Annotated in this window: 22 protein-coding genes; 21 read left to right on the top strand and 1 reads right to left on the bottom strand. The window is 49.3% G+C overall.

Annotated elements, in window-relative coordinates; translation table 11 throughout:
* Nucleotides 1–13: 13 nt before the first annotated feature.
* The 4 genes from MSP8886_RS09060 to MSP8886_RS09045 all read left to right on the top strand — a co-directional run bounded on the left by MSP8886_RS09060 (nt 14) and on the right by MSP8886_RS09045 (nt 1,922).
* A complete protein-coding gene (locus MSP8886_RS09060; RefSeq protein WP_067015293.1) occupies nt 14–214 on the top strand; it encodes a TraR/DksA C4-type zinc finger protein in 201 nt (66 codons plus the stop codon).
* A complete protein-coding gene (locus MSP8886_RS09055) occupies nt 211–519 on the top strand; it encodes a DUF2730 family protein (RefSeq protein ID WP_067015291.1) in 309 nt (102 codons plus the stop codon). The genes MSP8886_RS09060 and MSP8886_RS09055 overlap by 4 nt, the downstream gene beginning before the upstream one ends.
* 105 nt (nt 520–624) lie before the next feature.
* Complete coding sequence (locus MSP8886_RS09050; protein WP_217491337.1) at nt 625–1,350, top strand: AHH domain-containing protein; 726 nt, start codon at nt 625–627, stop codon at nt 1,348–1,350.
* Entirely contained in the window at nt 1,347–1,922 is a 576-nt protein-coding gene (locus MSP8886_RS09045) for a hypothetical protein (RefSeq protein WP_067015287.1), read from the top strand. Before MSP8886_RS09050 ends, MSP8886_RS09045 begins: the two co-directional genes overlap by 4 nt.
* Nucleotides 1,923–1,995: 73 nt before the next feature.
* Here the strand turns inward: MSP8886_RS09045 and MSP8886_RS09040 are convergent, their stop codons facing one another.
* Nucleotides 1,996–2,547 (bottom strand): DUF6881 domain-containing protein, encoded by a 552-nt coding sequence (locus MSP8886_RS09040; RefSeq protein WP_370737024.1) that lies wholly within the window; start codon nt 2,545–2,547, stop codon nt 1,996–1,998.
* Between the two features lie 576 nt (nt 2,548–3,123).
* On the opposite strand from MSP8886_RS09040, the gene MSP8886_RS09035 reads away from it, so the two are divergent.
* The 17 genes from MSP8886_RS09035 (at nt 3,124) to MSP8886_RS08960 (ending at nt 16,826) form a co-directional block, all read left to right on the top strand.
* Nucleotides 3,124–3,639, top strand: coding sequence for a phage protein Gp37 (locus tag MSP8886_RS09035; protein WP_067015281.1), 516 nt, complete (start codon nt 3,124–3,126; stop codon nt 3,637–3,639).
* A gap of 45 nt (nt 3,640–3,684) precedes the next feature.
* On the top strand, nt 3,685–3,855 hold the full coding sequence (locus tag MSP8886_RS21895; RefSeq protein ID WP_083200885.1) for a DUF2635 domain-containing protein: 171 nt from the start codon (nt 3,685–3,687) through the stop codon (nt 3,853–3,855).
* A 2-nt stretch (nt 3,856–3,857) separates the two neighbouring features.
* Nucleotides 3,858–5,315: a phage tail sheath subtilisin-like domain-containing protein gene (locus MSP8886_RS09030; protein ID WP_067015277.1), complete on the top strand. Its 1,458-nt coding sequence runs from the start codon at nt 3,858–3,860 to the stop codon at nt 5,313–5,315.
* A 98-nt stretch (nt 5,316–5,413) separates the two neighbouring features.
* Entirely contained in the window at nt 5,414–5,770 is a 357-nt protein-coding gene (locus MSP8886_RS09025; RefSeq protein ID WP_067015274.1) for a phage tail tube protein, read from the top strand.
* A gap of 95 nt (nt 5,771–5,865) precedes the next feature.
* On the top strand, nt 5,866–6,240 hold the full coding sequence (locus MSP8886_RS09020; protein ID WP_083200884.1) for a phage tail assembly protein: 375 nt from the start codon (nt 5,866–5,868) through the stop codon (nt 6,238–6,240).
* Nucleotides 6,241–6,358: 118 nt separating this feature from the next.
* Nucleotides 6,359–7,867 (top strand): hypothetical protein, encoded by a 1,509-nt coding sequence (locus MSP8886_RS09015; protein WP_139063120.1) that lies wholly within the window; start codon nt 6,359–6,361, stop codon nt 7,865–7,867.
* The gene (locus tag MSP8886_RS09010; RefSeq protein ID WP_067015260.1) at nt 7,864–9,102 is read left to right on the top strand and encodes a DNA circularization protein; all 1,239 of its coding nucleotides are present in this window, start codon (nt 7,864–7,866) and stop codon (nt 9,100–9,102) included. The genes MSP8886_RS09015 and MSP8886_RS09010 overlap by 4 nt, the downstream gene beginning before the upstream one ends.
* On the top strand, nt 9,099–10,196 hold the full coding sequence (locus tag MSP8886_RS09005) for a phage baseplate assembly protein (RefSeq protein ID WP_067015257.1): 1,098 nt from the start codon (nt 9,099–9,101) through the stop codon (nt 10,194–10,196). The genes MSP8886_RS09010 and MSP8886_RS09005 overlap by 4 nt, the downstream gene beginning before the upstream one ends.
* A gap of 2 nt (nt 10,197–10,198) precedes the next feature.
* Nucleotides 10,199–10,822, top strand: coding sequence for a phage baseplate assembly protein V (locus MSP8886_RS09000; protein ID WP_067015245.1), 624 nt, complete (start codon nt 10,199–10,201; stop codon nt 10,820–10,822).
* Entirely contained in the window at nt 10,819–11,286 is a 468-nt protein-coding gene (locus tag MSP8886_RS08995) for a phage GP46 family protein (protein ID WP_067015242.1), read from the top strand. Before MSP8886_RS09000 ends, MSP8886_RS08995 begins: the two co-directional genes overlap by 4 nt.
* 3 nt (nt 11,287–11,289) lie before the next feature.
* Entirely contained in the window at nt 11,290–12,345 is a 1,056-nt protein-coding gene (locus tag MSP8886_RS08990) for a baseplate J/gp47 family protein (protein WP_067015239.1), read from the top strand.
* Nucleotides 12,330–12,980, top strand: a complete 651-nt coding sequence (locus MSP8886_RS08985; RefSeq protein WP_067015236.1) for a YmfQ family protein — start codon at nt 12,330–12,332, stop codon at nt 12,978–12,980. Before MSP8886_RS08990 ends, MSP8886_RS08985 begins: the two co-directional genes overlap by 16 nt.
* 2 nt (nt 12,981–12,982) lie before the next feature.
* Nucleotides 12,983–13,816 carry a hypothetical protein gene (locus MSP8886_RS08980; protein ID WP_067015233.1) on the top strand — a complete coding sequence of 278 codons (834 nt, stop codon included), beginning with the start codon at nt 12,983–12,985 and terminating at the stop codon, nt 13,814–13,816.
* On the top strand, nt 13,816–14,106 hold the full coding sequence (locus MSP8886_RS08975; RefSeq protein WP_067015228.1) for a hypothetical protein: 291 nt from the start codon (nt 13,816–13,818) through the stop codon (nt 14,104–14,106). Before MSP8886_RS08980 ends, MSP8886_RS08975 begins: the two co-directional genes overlap by 1 nt.
* A 1-nt stretch (nt 14,107) precedes the next feature.
* Entirely contained in the window at nt 14,108–14,359 is a 252-nt protein-coding gene (locus tag MSP8886_RS08970) for a phage tail assembly chaperone (RefSeq protein WP_067015227.1), read from the top strand.
* A gap of 204 nt (nt 14,360–14,563) precedes the next feature.
* On the top strand, nt 14,564–15,574 hold the full coding sequence (locus MSP8886_RS08965) for a hypothetical protein (protein WP_067015226.1): 1,011 nt from the start codon (nt 14,564–14,566) through the stop codon (nt 15,572–15,574).
* A gap of 274 nt (nt 15,575–15,848) precedes the next feature.
* Nucleotides 15,849–16,826, top strand: a complete 978-nt coding sequence (locus tag MSP8886_RS08960) for a hypothetical protein (RefSeq protein ID WP_067015225.1) — start codon at nt 15,849–15,851, stop codon at nt 16,824–16,826.
* Nucleotides 16,827–16,834 lie beyond the last annotated feature (8 nt).

Below are 16,834 nucleotides of genomic sequence, written 5' to 3'. Positions count from 1 at the left end.
ATAGGACAAGATTATGGATTTATTAGATTGGGCGGCGGATTTAGAAGAAGCCTTTCGTGCGGCCTCGATTCAACAACACAGACAACAAGGGGAGGCGACCTTCACGACCCATTGTGTGGACTGTGATGAAGTGATTCCCGCCCCACGACGGGCGGCATTACCTCATACCACACGCTGTATCGATTGCCAGCAAGATGAGGAGAAACGCCAATGACAACTGATTGGGGGCAATGGAAGTTTTGGTTTGATGTAGGGCAGTGGGGGATTATGCTGATGTTATCGGGCTGGATGTTTATTGACAAAGGTCGTGCTAAAAACAGCAATGCCATTCGTGAGATGACCATGAGTCAACAAACCTTGGACAAACGCATTACCCAGCTAGAAAACAAAGCCGCCACTCACGAAGACATCGCCAAACTCACCGCCGAGATGGAAGGGCTGAAAAGCACCTTAACCCGTCTGACGGTGACAACAGACCGAATACACGACTATTTGTTGAATAAGAAGGAAGGGGGCTAAGTGCCCTCTGGTTCGTTAAATACTTTGTATGAATAAGCGGTTTTGATTAGGATAAGGAAACCGAATAAAATTCGGTCATTGTAAATGATAGATAAGGATATCCATGTGAACTTTTCTTACACGCCTAAAGCAAAGCCAATTCGTCCAAGCAACCCTAGTGTTTTAGAGATGGCCATCCACAGATACCAATGTCTAGCGATAGACTACCATAACAAAAAAAATCTTGATGCATCTCTTATAAAAGAGACCCCAGCGGAGCTTAAAGAACGTATTGAGTCGTTAGAAAGAGACTGGGAGCATCTGCAGTTAGAAAGAAAAAAGATTGTCACGCAAGTTATTCTTCAGAAAAACTTGGAAAGCTATCGGAAAGAGAACCTACAAAAAGATGAAGATGAGCTGTTTGAAGAGCCTCATCACCCGACTCGTCTTCTCGCGAGGAATTTGAGTGCTATTGGCGAGCCTAAGCCTAGCCCTGATCATGATCCACATCATATTATTCCTGGAAAGGGTCAACATCAGCAAGTTCGATTAATGGAGACGCGCTTAGCTCTTCATGCACATGGAATTGGTATCAATGATCCGCTAAATGGCGTATGGCTGCCGAGAAACAAAAAACATAAAGGACATTGGGCTGGAAAAAATACCCCTGCCCATCGAGAAATTCATAGTTTTAACTATGAAACTTGGATTGTTAGTACGTTTAGCTCTCCACTATTACCTAAACAGGCATTTGTAAGTCGTCTACAGAATGTGAAACGTAAGTTACTTAACGGGGATCATCCTAGTCAGATAATTGAAAAAAAAGATACAAACTGGGCAGGTAAGGTATGAACATATATCAGTTAAAAGATATTCCCGATGAGTTTAAAACATTAACTTTAAATGTGATGTCTCTAGCTGAACAGTTAGGTAGCAAAAAGTTGACTCGTCAACTAAGAATGCAACCTGCGACGAATGAATCATTGAGCTCAATATGGAAAGAAAATGTTCGTGGTCAGTTTAGCGATGTACTTGGGAAAGGTTCGATGATCCCAGATATATCATGCTGGCGGGGAACGTACTTGGTGCTTTCTCCAAAAGGGTATCATTACCTTAAAGAACCATTATCCTCCGAGGGGGAGTTCTTACCTATTCAAGTGGAAGATACGACTTTTCATGTCTTTAACTGCCTGAGTTTTGGCCTAGAAAATGAGCCCCTATGCGTCAAAAAATATCTTGATGGCTTTGAAGATGGGCTGGAAACCCTTCACTTTGATGAAGACGATATTGAGCCTCGATTTTTATTTAAATCACAATTGCAAGGCTGTAGTGTGTTGTATGCAACAGACTCTTTTAAGCAGCTTTATGATGAGAATGGCTTAACAGGTTTACGCTTTGATAGTGATTTATTGACTCCTTTTTAGGTGTTTCTTTGTTTTGTATTGCATCAAACTATTGGGCTATACAGACATAATAGTTTGATGCACACAAATTTTCTTAGTTCTCAAGTAGATCATAAATATTTAATGCTATTTTCCTAAAGTGCCAGCCAAAAAAAGTAGCTACACCGCATATAGTTATCAAAATCGGCCCATTTGCAACAATTGCAGCTTGTAGTTGGTCGATGTCAAAAATGGATATTTTTGGGGAGTCACTAAATATATTTTTTCCTATCGCAGAAAGCGGCACAGCTACAATTGATAAAGATATAACTGAAAATAGCTTATTGGCTATAGCCATAAATGAATCAGCCGCTTTTTCAAAACTCCTCTTTTTTCTTCCTTTTAAAAAAGGGAGCGATTTTATGGCTTGTCTTTTTCTTACGGGGTCGCTATAAAAATTATCGTTTGCCTTAGTCCAAACCTCTTCAAATATTTCTTTAGATATTTCCTTTGTATCAAATTCTGGATCGTCCATTATTTCACTAGCGGGGGGAACGGGAATCTCGCCTAATCTAGTTTCACCTGTTGATTTGGTGGCGTCCGCGTAACTCAGCTCATCATCAGAAAACACTTCGACCTTGCGGGTTTCATAACGCTCAGCGTCCAGCTAACTGTAGAATTCTTTTGGCTGATTTTTAGGAGGGTTTATCCATTTTGAGTAGAGATACATTGTCATGTGAATGTCCTTTTTAGATGATGAATATCGATAGCGTCAGCTTTATACCACAATCCTATTCTAACCTCATTTCTCTCGTCCCCCTCATGCCTCATAACCCTCGACCCACTATATTGCCCTGTGTTTTTCGGGAAATGCGTTTCTAACGGGGGGCTAACGGGGTTTACGGGGCGGTTTGTTTATGCCGTCTTGATAAGTCTGTCTTGTCCATTGCTTTTTTCCTACTGAACTCTTGTTTGCTCCACTGAACTCTCTTTTGCTCCGCTGAACTCAAGTGTGTCTTGTTGGTTTTGTGGATGCTTTTTGCTGTCTCTTCTTTCGTTGTCTTTTCTCAAGCTCTCTTCGCTCATTCTTTCCTTTTCTGGTTCTGTTTTTTTCTTCTAACGCTGAACTGTGTCTCGGTTCGTGAAAGTTGGCTTCCCTTTAATCTTGCCTTATCGAAACGCAGACGCTTTTCGGCGCTCACCCAGTGGGTGAGATGAGTTTTCAATATGAGGGTTTTATTTGATGTTTGCTCAAGTAGACAGTGCGCTTAAAGCCGCGATTACCACGGCCTTGGGCAGTCATGTGAAAGAGGTGGCGAGCCATCCGGGTCATTGGAGCAAGGATGTGGTGAACAGCATGTTGCTGAGTGCACCAGCGGTGTACACCAGTTTCACTAAGGGCAAGTTGTTCGACGAGAACAAGCTAAAAAGCCGCTGGACGCTGTATTTGATCACCCAGTATCCCGCAGGCGATGAGCAGTCGTCCGCGTATGCCTTGATAGTGCGTTTGCTGCAGGCTTTGCATGGCTTGGAGCTGGAGCAAGCGGATGGGCTGATGTTTAAGTCGGTGAAGAATCTGGCGCATTTGGCGGAGGATCAAACCGGTTATCAATGCCATGAGCTTGAGTTTAGTTTGCTGATGCCATGGCCGGATCAGGTGGCGCTTGACGATCTGGACGATTTTTTACGCTACCACGCCGATGAGACAACGCTCGATGGCAAGCAGGTCTTAATCGCCGCTGACACCAAGGTCTTGTAGGTGGGACTTTCTACCTACCAAAGACATTTTAGCAAAGGAGCAAGTATGCAAGCAAAAGCCGCCGTGACTGTTCGTCCTGCCAAAGGGCGTCAGGTACGCAAAGAGAACGGCCAGATCATACCGAAGGACGGTATCGATGTGGTGCTAACGAGCTATTACCGTCGTCGTATTAGCGACGGCGACCTTATCGCCATTCAATCTTTAGGAGACAAATAATTATGGCTATTTCTTTTGACAATATTCCCGCGACGCTACGCAATCCAGGGACGTACATTGAGTTCAATAACGAGCTGGCAGGCGCGTCGTCCACTATGTTCAAAGTGGCCATTGCCGGTCAGCGTTTGAATACAGGCACACAAGCGGCGGGCATTCCGGTGCGTGTAACCGATCCGACTCAAGCGACGGCCTTATTTGGTCAAGGCTCGATGTTGGCGGGTCAATGTGCGGCGTTTTTGAATGCCAATACGGACACCGAAATGTGGGCGATTGCCCTAGACGACAACGCCAGCGGCACAGCGGCCGCAGGCTCGATTACCGTCGCAACCGCTCCGATTAGTGCGGGCACAGTGGCCCTGTATGTGGGTGGCACACGCTTAAGTGTGGGAGTAAGTGCCGGTGATTCGGTGGCAACCGTTGCCTCGTCCATTGCGGCACAAATCAACGCGGCATTGGATCTGCCTGTTACAGCAAGTGCTGCGGATGCGGTAGTGACCGTTACGGCACGTCATAAGGGCGAAGTCTTTAATGGATTGGATCTGCGCGCCAGCTTCTACGACGAAGCCATGCCGTCTGGTTTGACGCTTTCGTTTGCGAATCTATCTGGCGGTGCGGGTAACCCAGATGTGTCCGTGGCCCTGGATGCCATGGGTGATGAGTGGTTTAACTGGATGGTCTGTCCGTTCACGGATACCGCCAACCTAGTGTCTCTTGAGACGGAATTGGGCGATCGCTTTGGCCCTATGCGTCAGATTGGTTGTCGTGCCTTTATTGCTTTTGCCGGTACTCATGGCGAAACCGGTACGTTTGGCTCAAAACGCAATAGCCCGCACGTAAGCTGCATGGCAACGGGCACTAGCCCAACGCCGACTTATTTGGTATCGGCGATTAACGCGGCGGTGGCGGCGAAAGCCTTGGCGATTGATCCAGCACGACCACTGCAAACCTTGGTGTTGAAAGGTATGTTGGCACCAAGTCGCCATCAGCGTTGGAGCCAAAGCGAGCGCAACTTGTTGTTGTTCGATGGTATTTCCACCTTCACCGTGGGCAGCGATGGCACCTGTCGCATTGAGCGTCAAATCACCATGTATCAAAACAATGCCAGCGGCCTTAGCGATGCCAGCTATTTGGACATCTGTACGCCAGAAACCTTGGAGCGTATTCGTTACGAACAGCGTTTGATGATTTCGCAACACTATCCACGTCATAAATTGGCGAGCGATGGCACGCAATACGGCGCGGGTCAGGCGATTGTTACGCCGCAGATTATTCGTGGTCAGCTGCTGTCTTTGTACCGCTCTATGGAGCAAAAGGGCTGGGTTGAGGATTTTGATACCTACACGGAAAAACTCATTGTGGAACGCGATGCAGACGATGCGAACCGTCTGAACTGGCGAGATACACCGAACCTGGTGAACCAATTGCGTGTGAGTGCAGGCAAACAACAATTCATCATTTAACTCAGCGGGGCCTTTTCTACAAAGGAAGGGCTCACCGTTTTTAATCCGAGCGTTTAACAGAGCGCTTGAAACAATGCTTAACAAGTAGGAGCAAAGACATGGCTAAGGTCGCAAAGAAACTGTATTTCGATATTCCAACGATTGGACGCGTGAACTCGCTGTCTGGCGCAACGTTTAACCCAGGCGGCAGCAAGCGTGATGCCGTGATGGCTGACACCGGTGTGGCAGGTTTTACCGAGGAGCCAGTGGCCCCATCGTGTGAATTCAAAATCGTTAATACCAGCGATATCGATCAAAACCTGTTGCGTAATTTGGTGGATGTGAATGTCACCGTACAAGACGACAACAACAAAGTGTGGGTCATCAACGGCGCTTGGATGACCGAGCCACCGGTGTTATCCGGCGGTGAATACAGCTGCAAAATGCAAGGCATCAGTGCGGATTTGGTGAAGTAAGCCCGATTCATCGCCATTGGCGCAGAGCAACACATAGCAAGGGTGGGCGCTTAGGCATAAGCGCCCCGTGAGACCATCGATTAGAGGAAATCATCATGCATCAAGTCACGTTAGAAAAAGGCCTTATGGTCGGAGAAAAGCAGCATCTTAAGGCCACTTTGCGGCCGTTATCGGCGGGGGACATCATCGCCGCCATGGAGGAATCCGAGCGAGTGATAATGGCCCCCAATGGGGAAGGCAAATTTGAGCCCACTTTATTGCTGTCCAATGCCTTAATGGGCGTCAACACACTGCGTCGCCAAGTGGCCTCCCTTGGGGAGATCCAAGGGCCACTGGAAGTCGAGCAGTTCAAGCTGTTGTCGGATATCGATTTGGACTTACTGCAAAAGGGCGTGACAGCGATGGACATGGCGACCGCTAAGGCGATGGTTGAACGGGGGCGAGATGTCGCTACGGGCTCAGACGATTGAGCGAGCCTTAGTGCTTTTCTCAACGCGACTCCCTTGGACTCGTAGCGATTTTCTTTCCATGACAGAGCGCCAGCTAGTGCGCCTGTCTAGCAATCTCAAAGGGATTAAGTAGGTATTTATGAGCGATCTAAAGGCATCTCTTGCGATGGGGACAGCGGAGAACTTTGTACAGCGTGCCCAGCAGTATGCGGATGCGGTGTCAGCAATGGGCCAGCGAGGCAAGCAGGTAATGGGTGCCTTTAGCAGCTCGTTAGGGCAGGCATCGGCTTTTATTGAGCGTTTACAAGCGCAACTGGGCGAGCCCAAAAAGCAAGACGACAAAACAGGGCAGGACGCGAGCGATAAGGCAGAAAACTCCCCGCTAGATAAGGTACTGGAACAAGCCGAAAGCCTCGTGAATGAGCTTTCCCACGCCGTGGATACAACGTCGACGGTGATCGATGGGGTGTCTAACGCCGCAGGTGAAGTCAACGAGTTTTCTTCGGCATCGGTATCGGCATGGCAAGCCATTACCAGCAACAAGTCGAAAACCAGTAGTGAATACTGGAGCGGCGTATTTAAAAGCGTTAGCAACGCATACAAAGAAGGCAAAGACGTGGTGACCTCCGTGCAAACGGTGGTCGACACGTTATCAGGCAAGGCTTTGGATAAAGGTAAAGAGGCGCAGAAACCGACTGTCTCCACCTCCCCTTTATCCAAAGACGTCTTGGCAACGAACGCAGAAACAGCGTTAACAGAACATGGGCTTGCTGGTGGGGCGAATAACAAAGGGGCGACGCCAGCGGCGAATGTGCAGCGCGTCTTTGTGGTCAACATGCCGAAATCTGGGGTGTTCGCAGTACAGCGCGATCAAACCAATAACACCAGCGAGCCTTCATGGCTAGACAAGGTCAAAAGCGCCGTCGATATCGGCAAGGATCTGTTGGATCTAGGCAAGGGTATTAAAGAGTTTCGTAATGGCGGCACAAAAGGCGAGTCCCTGTTGGACTTGAGTGATATCGCTGGCCGGAACGAGAACAGCGGCGCAAAAGCCCATGGTAAACCACAGAGTTTGTTGCCGCATCTAGTGGACAAAGTGGATGCGGATTTTGACAAGCCTGCGGTGCCTGCTAAGCGTTTTCAGCCATCGAAATGGATAAAGGGCATTAAGGGCAATGGTGTTGTCAACGCCCTGGTGGGTTCCGCTGAGCTGGCGGAAGTGTGGAATGGCGATGCCAGCGTGAAGGAGAAGGTCAAACAATCCGGTGGCGTGGTGGGCTCGGTCGTCGGGTCTGGCTTAGGTACTTGGGGCGGAGCAGCGGCAGGGGCCGCCATTGGCTCGGTGGTGCCAGTGATTGGCACGGCGGTGGGTGGTCTGATCGGTGGCGTTTTGGGCTCCATGGGCGGTGGTGCCGTTGGGGAATCCTTCGGCAGCCGTTTAACCAGCTGGTTCACCGGTGACGATGAGGAGAAGGCGCCTAGCAAAGCAAGTAAGCCCAACGCACAGGGGGCGGCAGACGCCGCGCTAGATAAAGTGCATGGAGAAATCAAAATCAGCGTGGAAGACAAGCGTGTAACGGTGTCGTCGGTGACGGCCCATAACCTGAACTTGTCCATCGCAGGAAGTTCAATGGGAGGCCATCCATGACGTGGCGAGATCGATTACAGCAAGGCACCTTTCGTGGCGTGCGCTTTTTTACCGAGCAGGCCAGTGGCCAAGCCGGTCGACGGGTGGCGGTACATGAGTACCCGCAACAGGACGTGTATTTTGCGGAAGATTTAGGCAAAAAAGCCGAGTCTGAACGTTTGACACTCTTTGTTGCAGGGCAGGATTACGACCTGGCGCGCAATCAATTGATGCAAGCCTTGAATAAGCCTGGGGCGGGTAAGTTGGTGCACCCCTATCTTGGCACCTTGATGATTCAGGTAACGGATTACGACTGGACCATCCGTACGCAACGGGGCGGATACTGTCAATTTACTGTGCAATATGTGCGGGCTGGGGCTTTATCTTTCCCTGTATCAATCAGCAGCGCCAGTGTGTTAGCCAAGGCGATTGACCAAGCGTCGCAAACGGTACAAGCGGATTTTGCTAAGACCTTTAGCGTCGATAAAAACGCGTCTTTTGTGGAAGACGCGGCGCGGGATTTACTGCAGCAAGGTGCCACCTTACTGAGTCATTTAAACGGCCAAATGATGGGATTACTGACGCCGTTGTCGCAGGTAGGGAGCAAGGTAGTGGGCAAGGTAGTGGGCAAGGTAGTGGGCAAGATCGACGATTTTGTCGGCAAGCTGGACGACTATCTGACGAACCCCGAAGCACTGGCCAAAGGGGTAAACGAAGTCGTGAGCATGGTGTTTGACGACATGGACGACATGAAAGCCGTGTTGTCTGGCTATCAAGAAACCTTGGACACCTTCGCGACGGATCTGACCAAGCAAGTGAATACCGTGACCATGACCTTTAATCGGCAACAGGAAGCCTTGAACAAAGCGGCGTTGAATACCCTGTTTACGGCCAACGCGACCTTGTCCATGGCCCAGGCCATGGTCACGCAAACGGGCTTGTTTACCACCTTAAATGAGGCGCGTAAAACGCGGGATCTGGTGTTGGCGCAAATCGACGATTTGATCGAAGTGGGCACGGATCAAGCCTACGAGGCGTGGGCAGATGTGCAAACCGCCATTATGAAACGCATTGATGAGCTGGAGCCAAACTTAGCGACGGAAGCGACAACGCAATTAGAGCAATCCGTCCCTGCGTTGGTGATGGCTTACAACCTCTATGGGGATGCCCGTCGTGAGTTGGAGTTTATCCGCCGTAATGGACTACCCAACCCTTGTAGCGTGCCCGCTGGAGTGGAACTGGAGGTGCTGAAATGAACGAATTACAGCATGTGTTTGGTGCCAAGGAGGGCGCCACTGATCGATTGTTGGTGAGCATTGATAACAAGGTGCATCGCTTTTGGACGCAAGCCGCCATTGCTCGCTCCATGGAGCGGGGAGCCCATTCGTTTGAATTGTCCCTGACGGACAGTTTAGAGGCCACTGGCCTAGGCGGCCACAGCGCGTCAGCCCGTGCCGTGCAACCCGGTATGAGCGTCACCGTGTACGTCAACGATGAGCCCATCATTGCTGGTTATATCGACGATGTGAACGTCTCGTATTCCAGTAAGAGCCATCAACTGAACGTGACGGGGCGCAGCAAAATCGGCGACTTGATCGATTGCACCACCGTGGGTAAGCAATTTCAGGTCGGACAAACTCTGGCGGGCATTGCTCGTCAATTATGTGCGCCCTTTGGAATTGAGGTCAGCGTGGCAGACAGTGCCAAAGACGCCGCCAACGACGTATTTAAGAGTGATCAAATGTTGGATCTTGGGCAATCCATTTGGGAGTTTCTCGAAGGGTTAGCGCGTCTGAAAGCAGTGCTCTTGGTATCGGATTGGTCAGGGAATTTGCAGATTACCCGAGCGGGAGCGGACTTGGCCGAGGTGGCCTTGGTACTTGGAGAAAACATTCAAAGTGCTTCTGGCCACTTCAGTGCCCGTGGGGTGTTCAGCGAATACACGGTGACAGGGCAACAGATGAAAACCCCATCGACGAATCAGGATGCCAAAGCCATTACCCAGAATCAGGCCAAGGTAACGGCAGCGGGGCGCTATCGTCCGTTTGCCTTGAGCGCCGATGGACCAGCGGATGTGGCTGCCTGTGAAACACGGGCTAAGTGGCAGAAAAATGTGAATGAAAGCCGCGCCAAAACCATGACTTATACCGTGCAAGGCTGGCGACAAACACCGAATGGCACGCTTTGGGCACCCAATGCCTTGGTCTCGGTACAAGACCCTTGGATGGGCTGGGATGGGGAGCTGTTGATCACGGAAACCCGTTTGATGCTCAACGAAGGCGGCTCGACGACGGAGATTCATCTGTTGCCAAAAGGGGCGTTTGATCTTAAGCCCGTTAAGGGGAAGTAAGCATGGATATGGTAAACAGTTTAGTTCGGAAAATCCGCCGTTTGGCGGGGCGTGCCTTGATTCGTCGAGTGCGATACGCCAACAAGATTCGCTACTTTCAAGTTCAGCAAGAAGGCGGTATGCCCCTGGATAACGTAGAGCATGTGGAGCCCTTTGGTTTTACCTCGCATCCCTTGCCGAATGCGGAAACTGTGGTGCTGGCCTTTAATGGCAATGGCTCCAACAGCGTCGCCATTATGGCGGGAGACCAGCGTTATCGCTTGGTGATCGACGAAGGGGAAGCGGCGATTTACAACCACCATGGGGACAAGGTGCATCTGAAAAAAGACCGCACCATCAGCGTGGAAGCGGCCACTAAAGTGGAACTGGTGACGCCCCACACCCATATGACAGGCAAGTTGACCGTGGCTGAGACGATCGAGGCCCAAGGGCATATCACCTCGCAAGACAAAATCACCGCTGCGAGCGTGGTGCAAGGGGCCAGCTTTGTCAACGCCGCGGGCTCAGGAAGTATGGGGAAAGACGGCACCATGCAGGTGAAAGAGGTGGTCGCCAGCGGCATTAGCTTAACGGGTCATGTTCACAGTAATGGTAATAACGGCAGCAACACAGGAGGTCCGCAATGATGATTTCTTTAGCGTACAGCAATGCCTTGGGCGGTTTGGACATCGTCCCCACCACCGACGACGCGCTGACTTGGCTGGACAATGCAATTTCCATCTCGCTCTTTACCGATGCGCGAGCCAGTGACGATGATCTCTTGCCCGATGGTAGCCAAGACAAACGCGGCTACTGGGGCGATATGGATTTGCCCGATAAGCAAAGCTTGGGCAGCAAGTTGTGGTTGTTGAGCCGTAGCAAGATTACCCAAGAAACGCTCAACGCCATGCACGATTACCTCACCCAAGCGGTGCAGTGGCTGATCGACGAAGGGCACTTGCAGGCGATCAATATCAAGGTGGAGCGGGATAGGGCAACACAACAAGGGGTTGGGGATCCGAATCGAGTGAATTTTCGCTTGGATTGCCAACTAAACAATGGCGAGTGGGTGTCGGTTTTTAGAGCACACGACATAACAAATGGAGAGTAAAAGATGGCTTTTTCACGCCCAACACGAACAACAATTCAAGCCCGTGTCGCCGCTGACATAGAGCGACACAGTGGCCAAAAAGCCACTCGCCGAGGGGATGTGTATTACCCATTGGCACAGGCGGTGGCCGGGGCAGCCCATGGTTTGCATGGGCACCTGCAATACAACGTCGACCAATTATTTGATGATACTTGCGACGATGACAACTTGCTGCGCCGCGCCGCTGAGATGGGGATCTATCGAACCCATGCCTCCCGCGCGTCGGGCACGGCGACGATCACCGGCAATAACGGCGCCACCGTGCTGGTGGATACCTTATTGCAAACCGACGACGAGGCGACCTATCGCGTCACCCAAGCGGCCACCATTGCCGATGGTCAAGCGGTACTTGCCTTGACGGCGGTCAACGCGGGCAGTGAGGGCAACTTACCGGCAGGCAGTACATTGCGCTTTGTCAGTACCCAGTTGGATATCGACGTGGAAGCCACCGTCATCAGTCTGACGGGCGGTAGCGATATGGAGGCCATCGATCGAGTGCGCAAGCGCCTAGCCGAACGCCGTAAAAACCCCAGCATGGGAGGCAATAAGGCGGATTACATCACCTGGACCTTAGCGGCCCATAACGATGTGACACGGGCCTGGTGTTATCCCCATGAACTGGGGCTGGGAACGGTCACGGTGCGCTTTGTCACAGAGGATTTACCGTCGCCCGTGGCCAGTGAGGCACATCTTGCCGCGGTGAAGGCGTATATCGATGAAAAGCGCCCCGTCAGCATGAAACAGTTTTATGTCTTGCCAGTGATCGCGAAGCCTTTGGACATTCGTTTTACCACGGTTGCGCCGAACACCGCTGCTGTGCGAGCTGCCATCATCGCTGAGTTAAAGGACTTGCTGCGTCGTAAAGCCGAGCCTGGTGGTACCTTGTTTTTGAGCCAAATACGGGAGGCGATTTCGCTGGCAGCGGGAGAAGACAATCACGTGATTGACTTAACCCAGGATGTCACCTGTGGCAAGGGTGAGTTTCTGGTATTAGGAGAGATCTCATGGGCAGCAGGCTAACGAATCAAACAGCGGCGATGAATCAATCCTTAGCCAAGCAAGCGCTCAGCGAGCCAGTCAGCGAATACCAGCATGCTTTACTTGCGCTCTTGCCTCGGGGGAACGCCTGGGCCAAGGTGCCAGATTCTCAGTTAGGTAAGCTGATGGCGGGCATTAGCGAAGAATTAGCACGAGTGGATCAGCGGGCGTTGGATGTCTTAAAAGAATCCCACCCCAGCCAAGCCTATGAAACCTTTGCTCAATGGGAGGCGGAGTATGGTTTACCCGATCCTTGCAGCGGGGTGGATCCCTCCTATCAGGAGCGGTTGGCGGCTTTGCTGCAAAGCTATCGTATGAAGGGCAGCCAGAGCCGAGAGTTTCTGATCGAGATCGCTGCCATCATGGGGTATCAGATCACCATTACCGAATACCAAACGGCTCGCTACGGCCAGCCTTACGGCAGTTTGTATGGGGGGGAAGATTGGGCCTTTACTTGGCAAATTAACGCGGCGCAATACAGCCCAAAAACACGACATTATGGCGATCCATGGGGGGATAGATATCGCACCTGGAGCAACCAACGACTCGAATGTGTGTTCAACCGCCTAAAACAGGCCCATACACACATTATTTTCAAATATATCGAAGAGAAATAATTATGGACTATCCAAAAAGAGATGACCTTCCAAACGGAAGATTTACCGACGGTGATCCGGCTCACAATATTCTCGCCAGTCGGGACAGCGCTGAACAAATGAATGCGGTGTATGACGAACTACGAGCACTGATCATGGCTGGTGGAATAGCCCCTGATTCAGAAGACTTAAAGCAAGTTTCCAAATCTGTAGGCCACCAGCTTAGATCAAAAGGCTTGTTTGATGTATCAGGTAGTAAGAATGAAATTGTATTAACTACGCCAGCAGGCAAGCAGCCAGTTACTGCGTTGAATGACTATGATGAATTTTCATTTATTGTGACAGCGACGAATACTGATGTCATTACAGTGGTCATCGATGAGTTAGTGCCTCGTTCTATATCAAATGTAATGGCGGGTAAATTAATTGCGGGAAACATAGCAACAATTCGGCATATTTCTGGGGTGTTTTATCTCATTAAGCAAGCTGATCCTCAATCAACAAATGTTGTTGGTGGTTTTGTTGGTTCCGATGTTGTTGAGTATGGTGAAAATGCTGCGGGAGCGTACATTAAGTTAGCTGGTGGCTTGGTCTTGATGTTTTCTGTTGGTTTTGCTTCTGGTATCGCTAATTCAATCACGAGTGGTGTGTTATATGGCTCGGATCTGTTTACATACACATATCCATATCAGTGTAATACTCCTCCGTATGTGAGTATTACATCTATTGACAATGGAAACAATTCGTTTGTATCTCACGGTAGTCCAACTAAATCGTATATTACTTGCCGAGTATTCTCTGGTAACAATAGTAATGCGTTTTCGTTAAGCGCCTTTGCAATAGGTTGGTGGTCATAATGAAGATTATTTTAAGTCCGGTAGCAAGTAATAAAACGACCAAAGTGTCCGTAAGTGACCTTGTTTTGACAATTGATGGCGTTGATGTAGACCTATCTCAAATTCCTGAGGGTGGGCAAGCTGACGGGGAGTTGCCGCTAATCGGCGTAGTGACTCGTGAAGAGGCTACTATTCAATACAAGTACGATTCATCAAAAGCTAAGCCCTCTCAGTCAACAGATTGGGCAGATTACACGTTTGATGTAAATAATGGTGATGTTCCTAGTCCTATTGTCTGGAAGGAGGCGTAAGATGATTAAAAATATTAAGTCTGCAGAAGATATTCAGGCCGATATTGATATAAAAAAAGCGGCTGATGTCAGGGCAACTCGAAATGTGCTTGTTGATCGAGTGACACGTGAAATTAACCGCTTGGAAGACGCGGGCAAAGACGCCAAAGCATGGCGAGACTATCGTGTCGTCTTACGAAATGTGCCAGAACAAGCAGGCTTCCCACAAGAGATTGATTGGGGCAAACAGCCAGCGGCTTTCACTGGAAAATAGGAGTGGAAAATAAAAGCGACTAATTAAAACTGAGAAGTCGCTCTGTCACTGATCTCTAACAGAGGGGACTTTTCCCTTCTATGAATCATTATTCCTCGCAAGAGAGTGTTGCCCTGTTGGATAAAACACAGTGCTTCACTCTCTTTTTTGCAAACCTATCTCCCTAAAAGGATAGGTAACGAATACATTCAAAGGAGACAGTCGATGAACTACCCAGATAGCAATGATCTTTACCAAGGCAAATTTACTGATGGCGACCCACTAACAGGCCTTCCTGCTAGCCAAGATTTCGCCGAACAAATGAATGCGGTATACGACGAGCTGATTAATCTAATTCGAGAAGGGGATGTGGTCGAAAATGTCGGCGCCTTATCCCAGCTTGCTTTATCGGTGAAAAATCAAATACGTGGCACGTCCGTTATGACCACTCGTGGCAATGCGAATGACATCCAATTGACCTCACCTACTGGTAAGCAAACCGTCCAAGCGCTAAAAGATTATGACAAAATTTATTTTCGAGTAAATGGCTCTAACTTTGATAGCAAGGTTACTCTGACTATCGATGGACTGGCCCCTATTGCCCTGTCCAATGTAGTTGTCGCGAATCAGCTATTACAAGGTGCATTGGTGACCGTCACCTACCTCGAAGGCCGCTTTTGGCTCACCGAACAGATTAATCCAAAAACAGGCAACGATGTAAATGATATCGGCAAACTCATCGTCGATACCACCAACCATACGGCTCCTGGGGAAATCGTGCTCGATGGCTCAACACTGAGCCGAGCCGAGCACCCCATCTATTGGGCCAAAGTACAGACCATCTCCAACCTAATTGATCAAGCCCAAAAAGACGCCGACCCTCAAACCTACTCGGGTTATTACGGCACAGGCGATGGGAAAACAACGTTTACCATTCCAACACTGGGTGGAGAGTTTATCCGTGGCTACGATAATGGACGTGGTGTGGATGCAGGAAGAGGGTTTGGTAGTTTTCAGGTTGCTACTCAGATAGGTATTGCTAGTCGGCCCTCTGGTTTTTGGGGAAGTTCATGGACTGATAATTACATCACAGATTTAGTCAAAGAAAATTTTAGTGTGGGTGAGGTAAATGTAGGTGGAGTATCAACTTTTAATAGCAATCCATCGGATGTAAGGTTTTCCAAGTGGGATTCGCGTCCTCGTAACATTGCTTACTTTTTTAAAACCCGATTATAAAAACCAATAGTGTTTCTTTAAGCCTCGCATAGATCTTGTCTAAGCGGGGCTTTTTAGTGTCTGTGATTCACGTTGTAAAAGCTAACACTGAACCCTGACAGACAGCACCTATCGCGCTTTCCCTGCATTATAAATACCAAGAAAAGCGGCGCACTTTGGTCAAACTAAGTTCACCGCTTTTCTTTTTCTTCTCTCAATAAGCGATACCTTGCTCCAGCCGCCTTCCGCGCCTGACTCGCTTATTGGAGTAATGACCAAAAATAGGAGACAGTCAATGAACTACCCAGATAGTAATGACCTTTATAACGGCAAATTTACCGATGGTGATCCACTTAATGCCATACCTGCCAGCATCGCCTCAGCAGACCATATGAACGCGATTTATGATGAGCTTAAAGCGCTTATTACAGCAGGTGGTCTTGCCCCTGATTTTAATGATTTGGCGCAAGTATCTCAATCGGTTGGCAGTCAGCTTAGATCAAAACGCTTGTTTGATGTTAGCGGCACCGCCAATGCGATCCTACTGACCACACCAGCCGGCAAGCAGCCTGTCACAACCCTAAATAACTACGACGAGTTTTCGTTTATCGTTGCTGCTACAAATACGGCATCAGGTATGACAATCAAAATAGACGAATTAGCGGTCATGCCGTTGGCTGGCCCAGTCGCCACGCAGATATTCGAAACCGCATTGCTCACAGTGCGATATATCAATGGAGTGTTTTATGTCGCCGATCAAGTCAACCCTCAGACGGGAGTTAGAGTTTCAGATATAGCAAAACTTTACATCGATACGGTTGATGTATTGGGAGTCGGAGAATATGCGCTGGACGGCGCACAGTTCAGTAGCAGAAACCACCCACTTGGCTGGGCGATTGTATCAGCGTCATCGAACTGTATCGATCAAGCAACGAAAGATTCAGACCCCATTACATATGGTGGTTATTGGGGGTTCGTTGCTGAGTTAGATGGTTCGTTTACCGTCACACTGCCCATGATTGGCGGTGAATTTATCCGCATGTTCGATGATGGCCGTGGTGTTGATGTCGGGCGTGAATTTGGTAGCTGGCAGGCTGATGAGTTTAAGAGTCATACGCATAATTTCTCTTTAGCATCTAATAATAGACTGGGCAATACTTCAGGAAATGCAAGAGTAGAGCAGCCAATTGATAACAATGCGCCAACCTCATTCACAGGTGGCAATGAAACTCGTCCTCGCTCTATCGCTTACTACGGAAAAACCCGACTTTAGGAGTCTAT

Source organism: Marinomonas spartinae (genome assembly GCF_900089775.1).
GTDB lineage: Bacteria > Pseudomonadota > Gammaproteobacteria > Pseudomonadales > Marinomonadaceae > Marinomonas > Marinomonas spartinae.
The sequence above is the reverse complement of the archived record's forward strand: the minus strand, read 5'-3'. Positions and strand labels throughout refer to the sequence as shown.

Coding starts and splice junctions, on each gene's coding strand:
- MSP8886_RS09005 (WP_067015257.1), top strand. CDS start 9,099: ATGAACGAATTACAGCATGTGTTTGGTGCCAAGGAGGGCGCCACTGAT.
- MSP8886_RS09045 (WP_067015287.1), top strand. CDS start 1,347: ATGAACATATATCAGTTAAAAGATATTCCCGATGAGTTTAAAACATTA.
- MSP8886_RS09035 (WP_067015281.1), top strand. CDS start 3,124: ATGTTTGCTCAAGTAGACAGTGCGCTTAAAGCCGCGATTACCACGGCC.
- MSP8886_RS09020 (WP_083200884.1), top strand. CDS start 5,866: ATGCATCAAGTCACGTTAGAAAAAGGCCTTATGGTCGGAGAAAAGCAG.
- MSP8886_RS21895 (WP_083200885.1), top strand. CDS start 3,685: ATGCAAGCAAAAGCCGCCGTGACTGTTCGTCCTGCCAAAGGGCGTCAG.
- MSP8886_RS09030 (WP_067015277.1), top strand. CDS start 3,858: ATGGCTATTTCTTTTGACAATATTCCCGCGACGCTACGCAATCCAGGG.
- MSP8886_RS09025 (WP_067015274.1), top strand. CDS start 5,414: ATGGCTAAGGTCGCAAAGAAACTGTATTTCGATATTCCAACGATTGGA.
- MSP8886_RS09055 (WP_067015291.1), top strand. CDS start 211: ATGACAACTGATTGGGGGCAATGGAAGTTTTGGTTTGATGTAGGGCAG.
- MSP8886_RS09015 (WP_139063120.1), top strand. CDS start 6,359: ATGAGCGATCTAAAGGCATCTCTTGCGATGGGGACAGCGGAGAACTTT.
- MSP8886_RS08995 (WP_067015242.1), top strand. CDS start 10,819: ATGATGATTTCTTTAGCGTACAGCAATGCCTTGGGCGGTTTGGACATC.
- MSP8886_RS08975 (WP_067015228.1), top strand. CDS start 13,816: ATGAAGATTATTTTAAGTCCGGTAGCAAGTAATAAAACGACCAAAGTG.
- MSP8886_RS08960 (WP_067015225.1), top strand. CDS start 15,849: ATGAACTACCCAGATAGTAATGACCTTTATAACGGCAAATTTACCGAT.
- MSP8886_RS09010 (WP_067015260.1), top strand. CDS start 7,864: ATGACGTGGCGAGATCGATTACAGCAAGGCACCTTTCGTGGCGTGCGC.
- MSP8886_RS08965 (WP_067015226.1), top strand. CDS start 14,564: ATGAACTACCCAGATAGCAATGATCTTTACCAAGGCAAATTTACTGAT.
- MSP8886_RS08980 (WP_067015233.1), top strand. CDS start 12,983: ATGGACTATCCAAAAAGAGATGACCTTCCAAACGGAAGATTTACCGAC.
- MSP8886_RS08970 (WP_067015227.1), top strand. CDS start 14,108: ATGATTAAAAATATTAAGTCTGCAGAAGATATTCAGGCCGATATTGAT.
- MSP8886_RS09060 (WP_067015293.1), top strand. CDS start 14: ATGGATTTATTAGATTGGGCGGCGGATTTAGAAGAAGCCTTTCGTGCG.
- MSP8886_RS08985 (WP_067015236.1), top strand. CDS start 12,330: ATGGGCAGCAGGCTAACGAATCAAACAGCGGCGATGAATCAATCCTTA.
- MSP8886_RS08990 (WP_067015239.1), top strand. CDS start 11,290: ATGGCTTTTTCACGCCCAACACGAACAACAATTCAAGCCCGTGTCGCC.
- MSP8886_RS09000 (WP_067015245.1), top strand. CDS start 10,199: ATGGATATGGTAAACAGTTTAGTTCGGAAAATCCGCCGTTTGGCGGGG.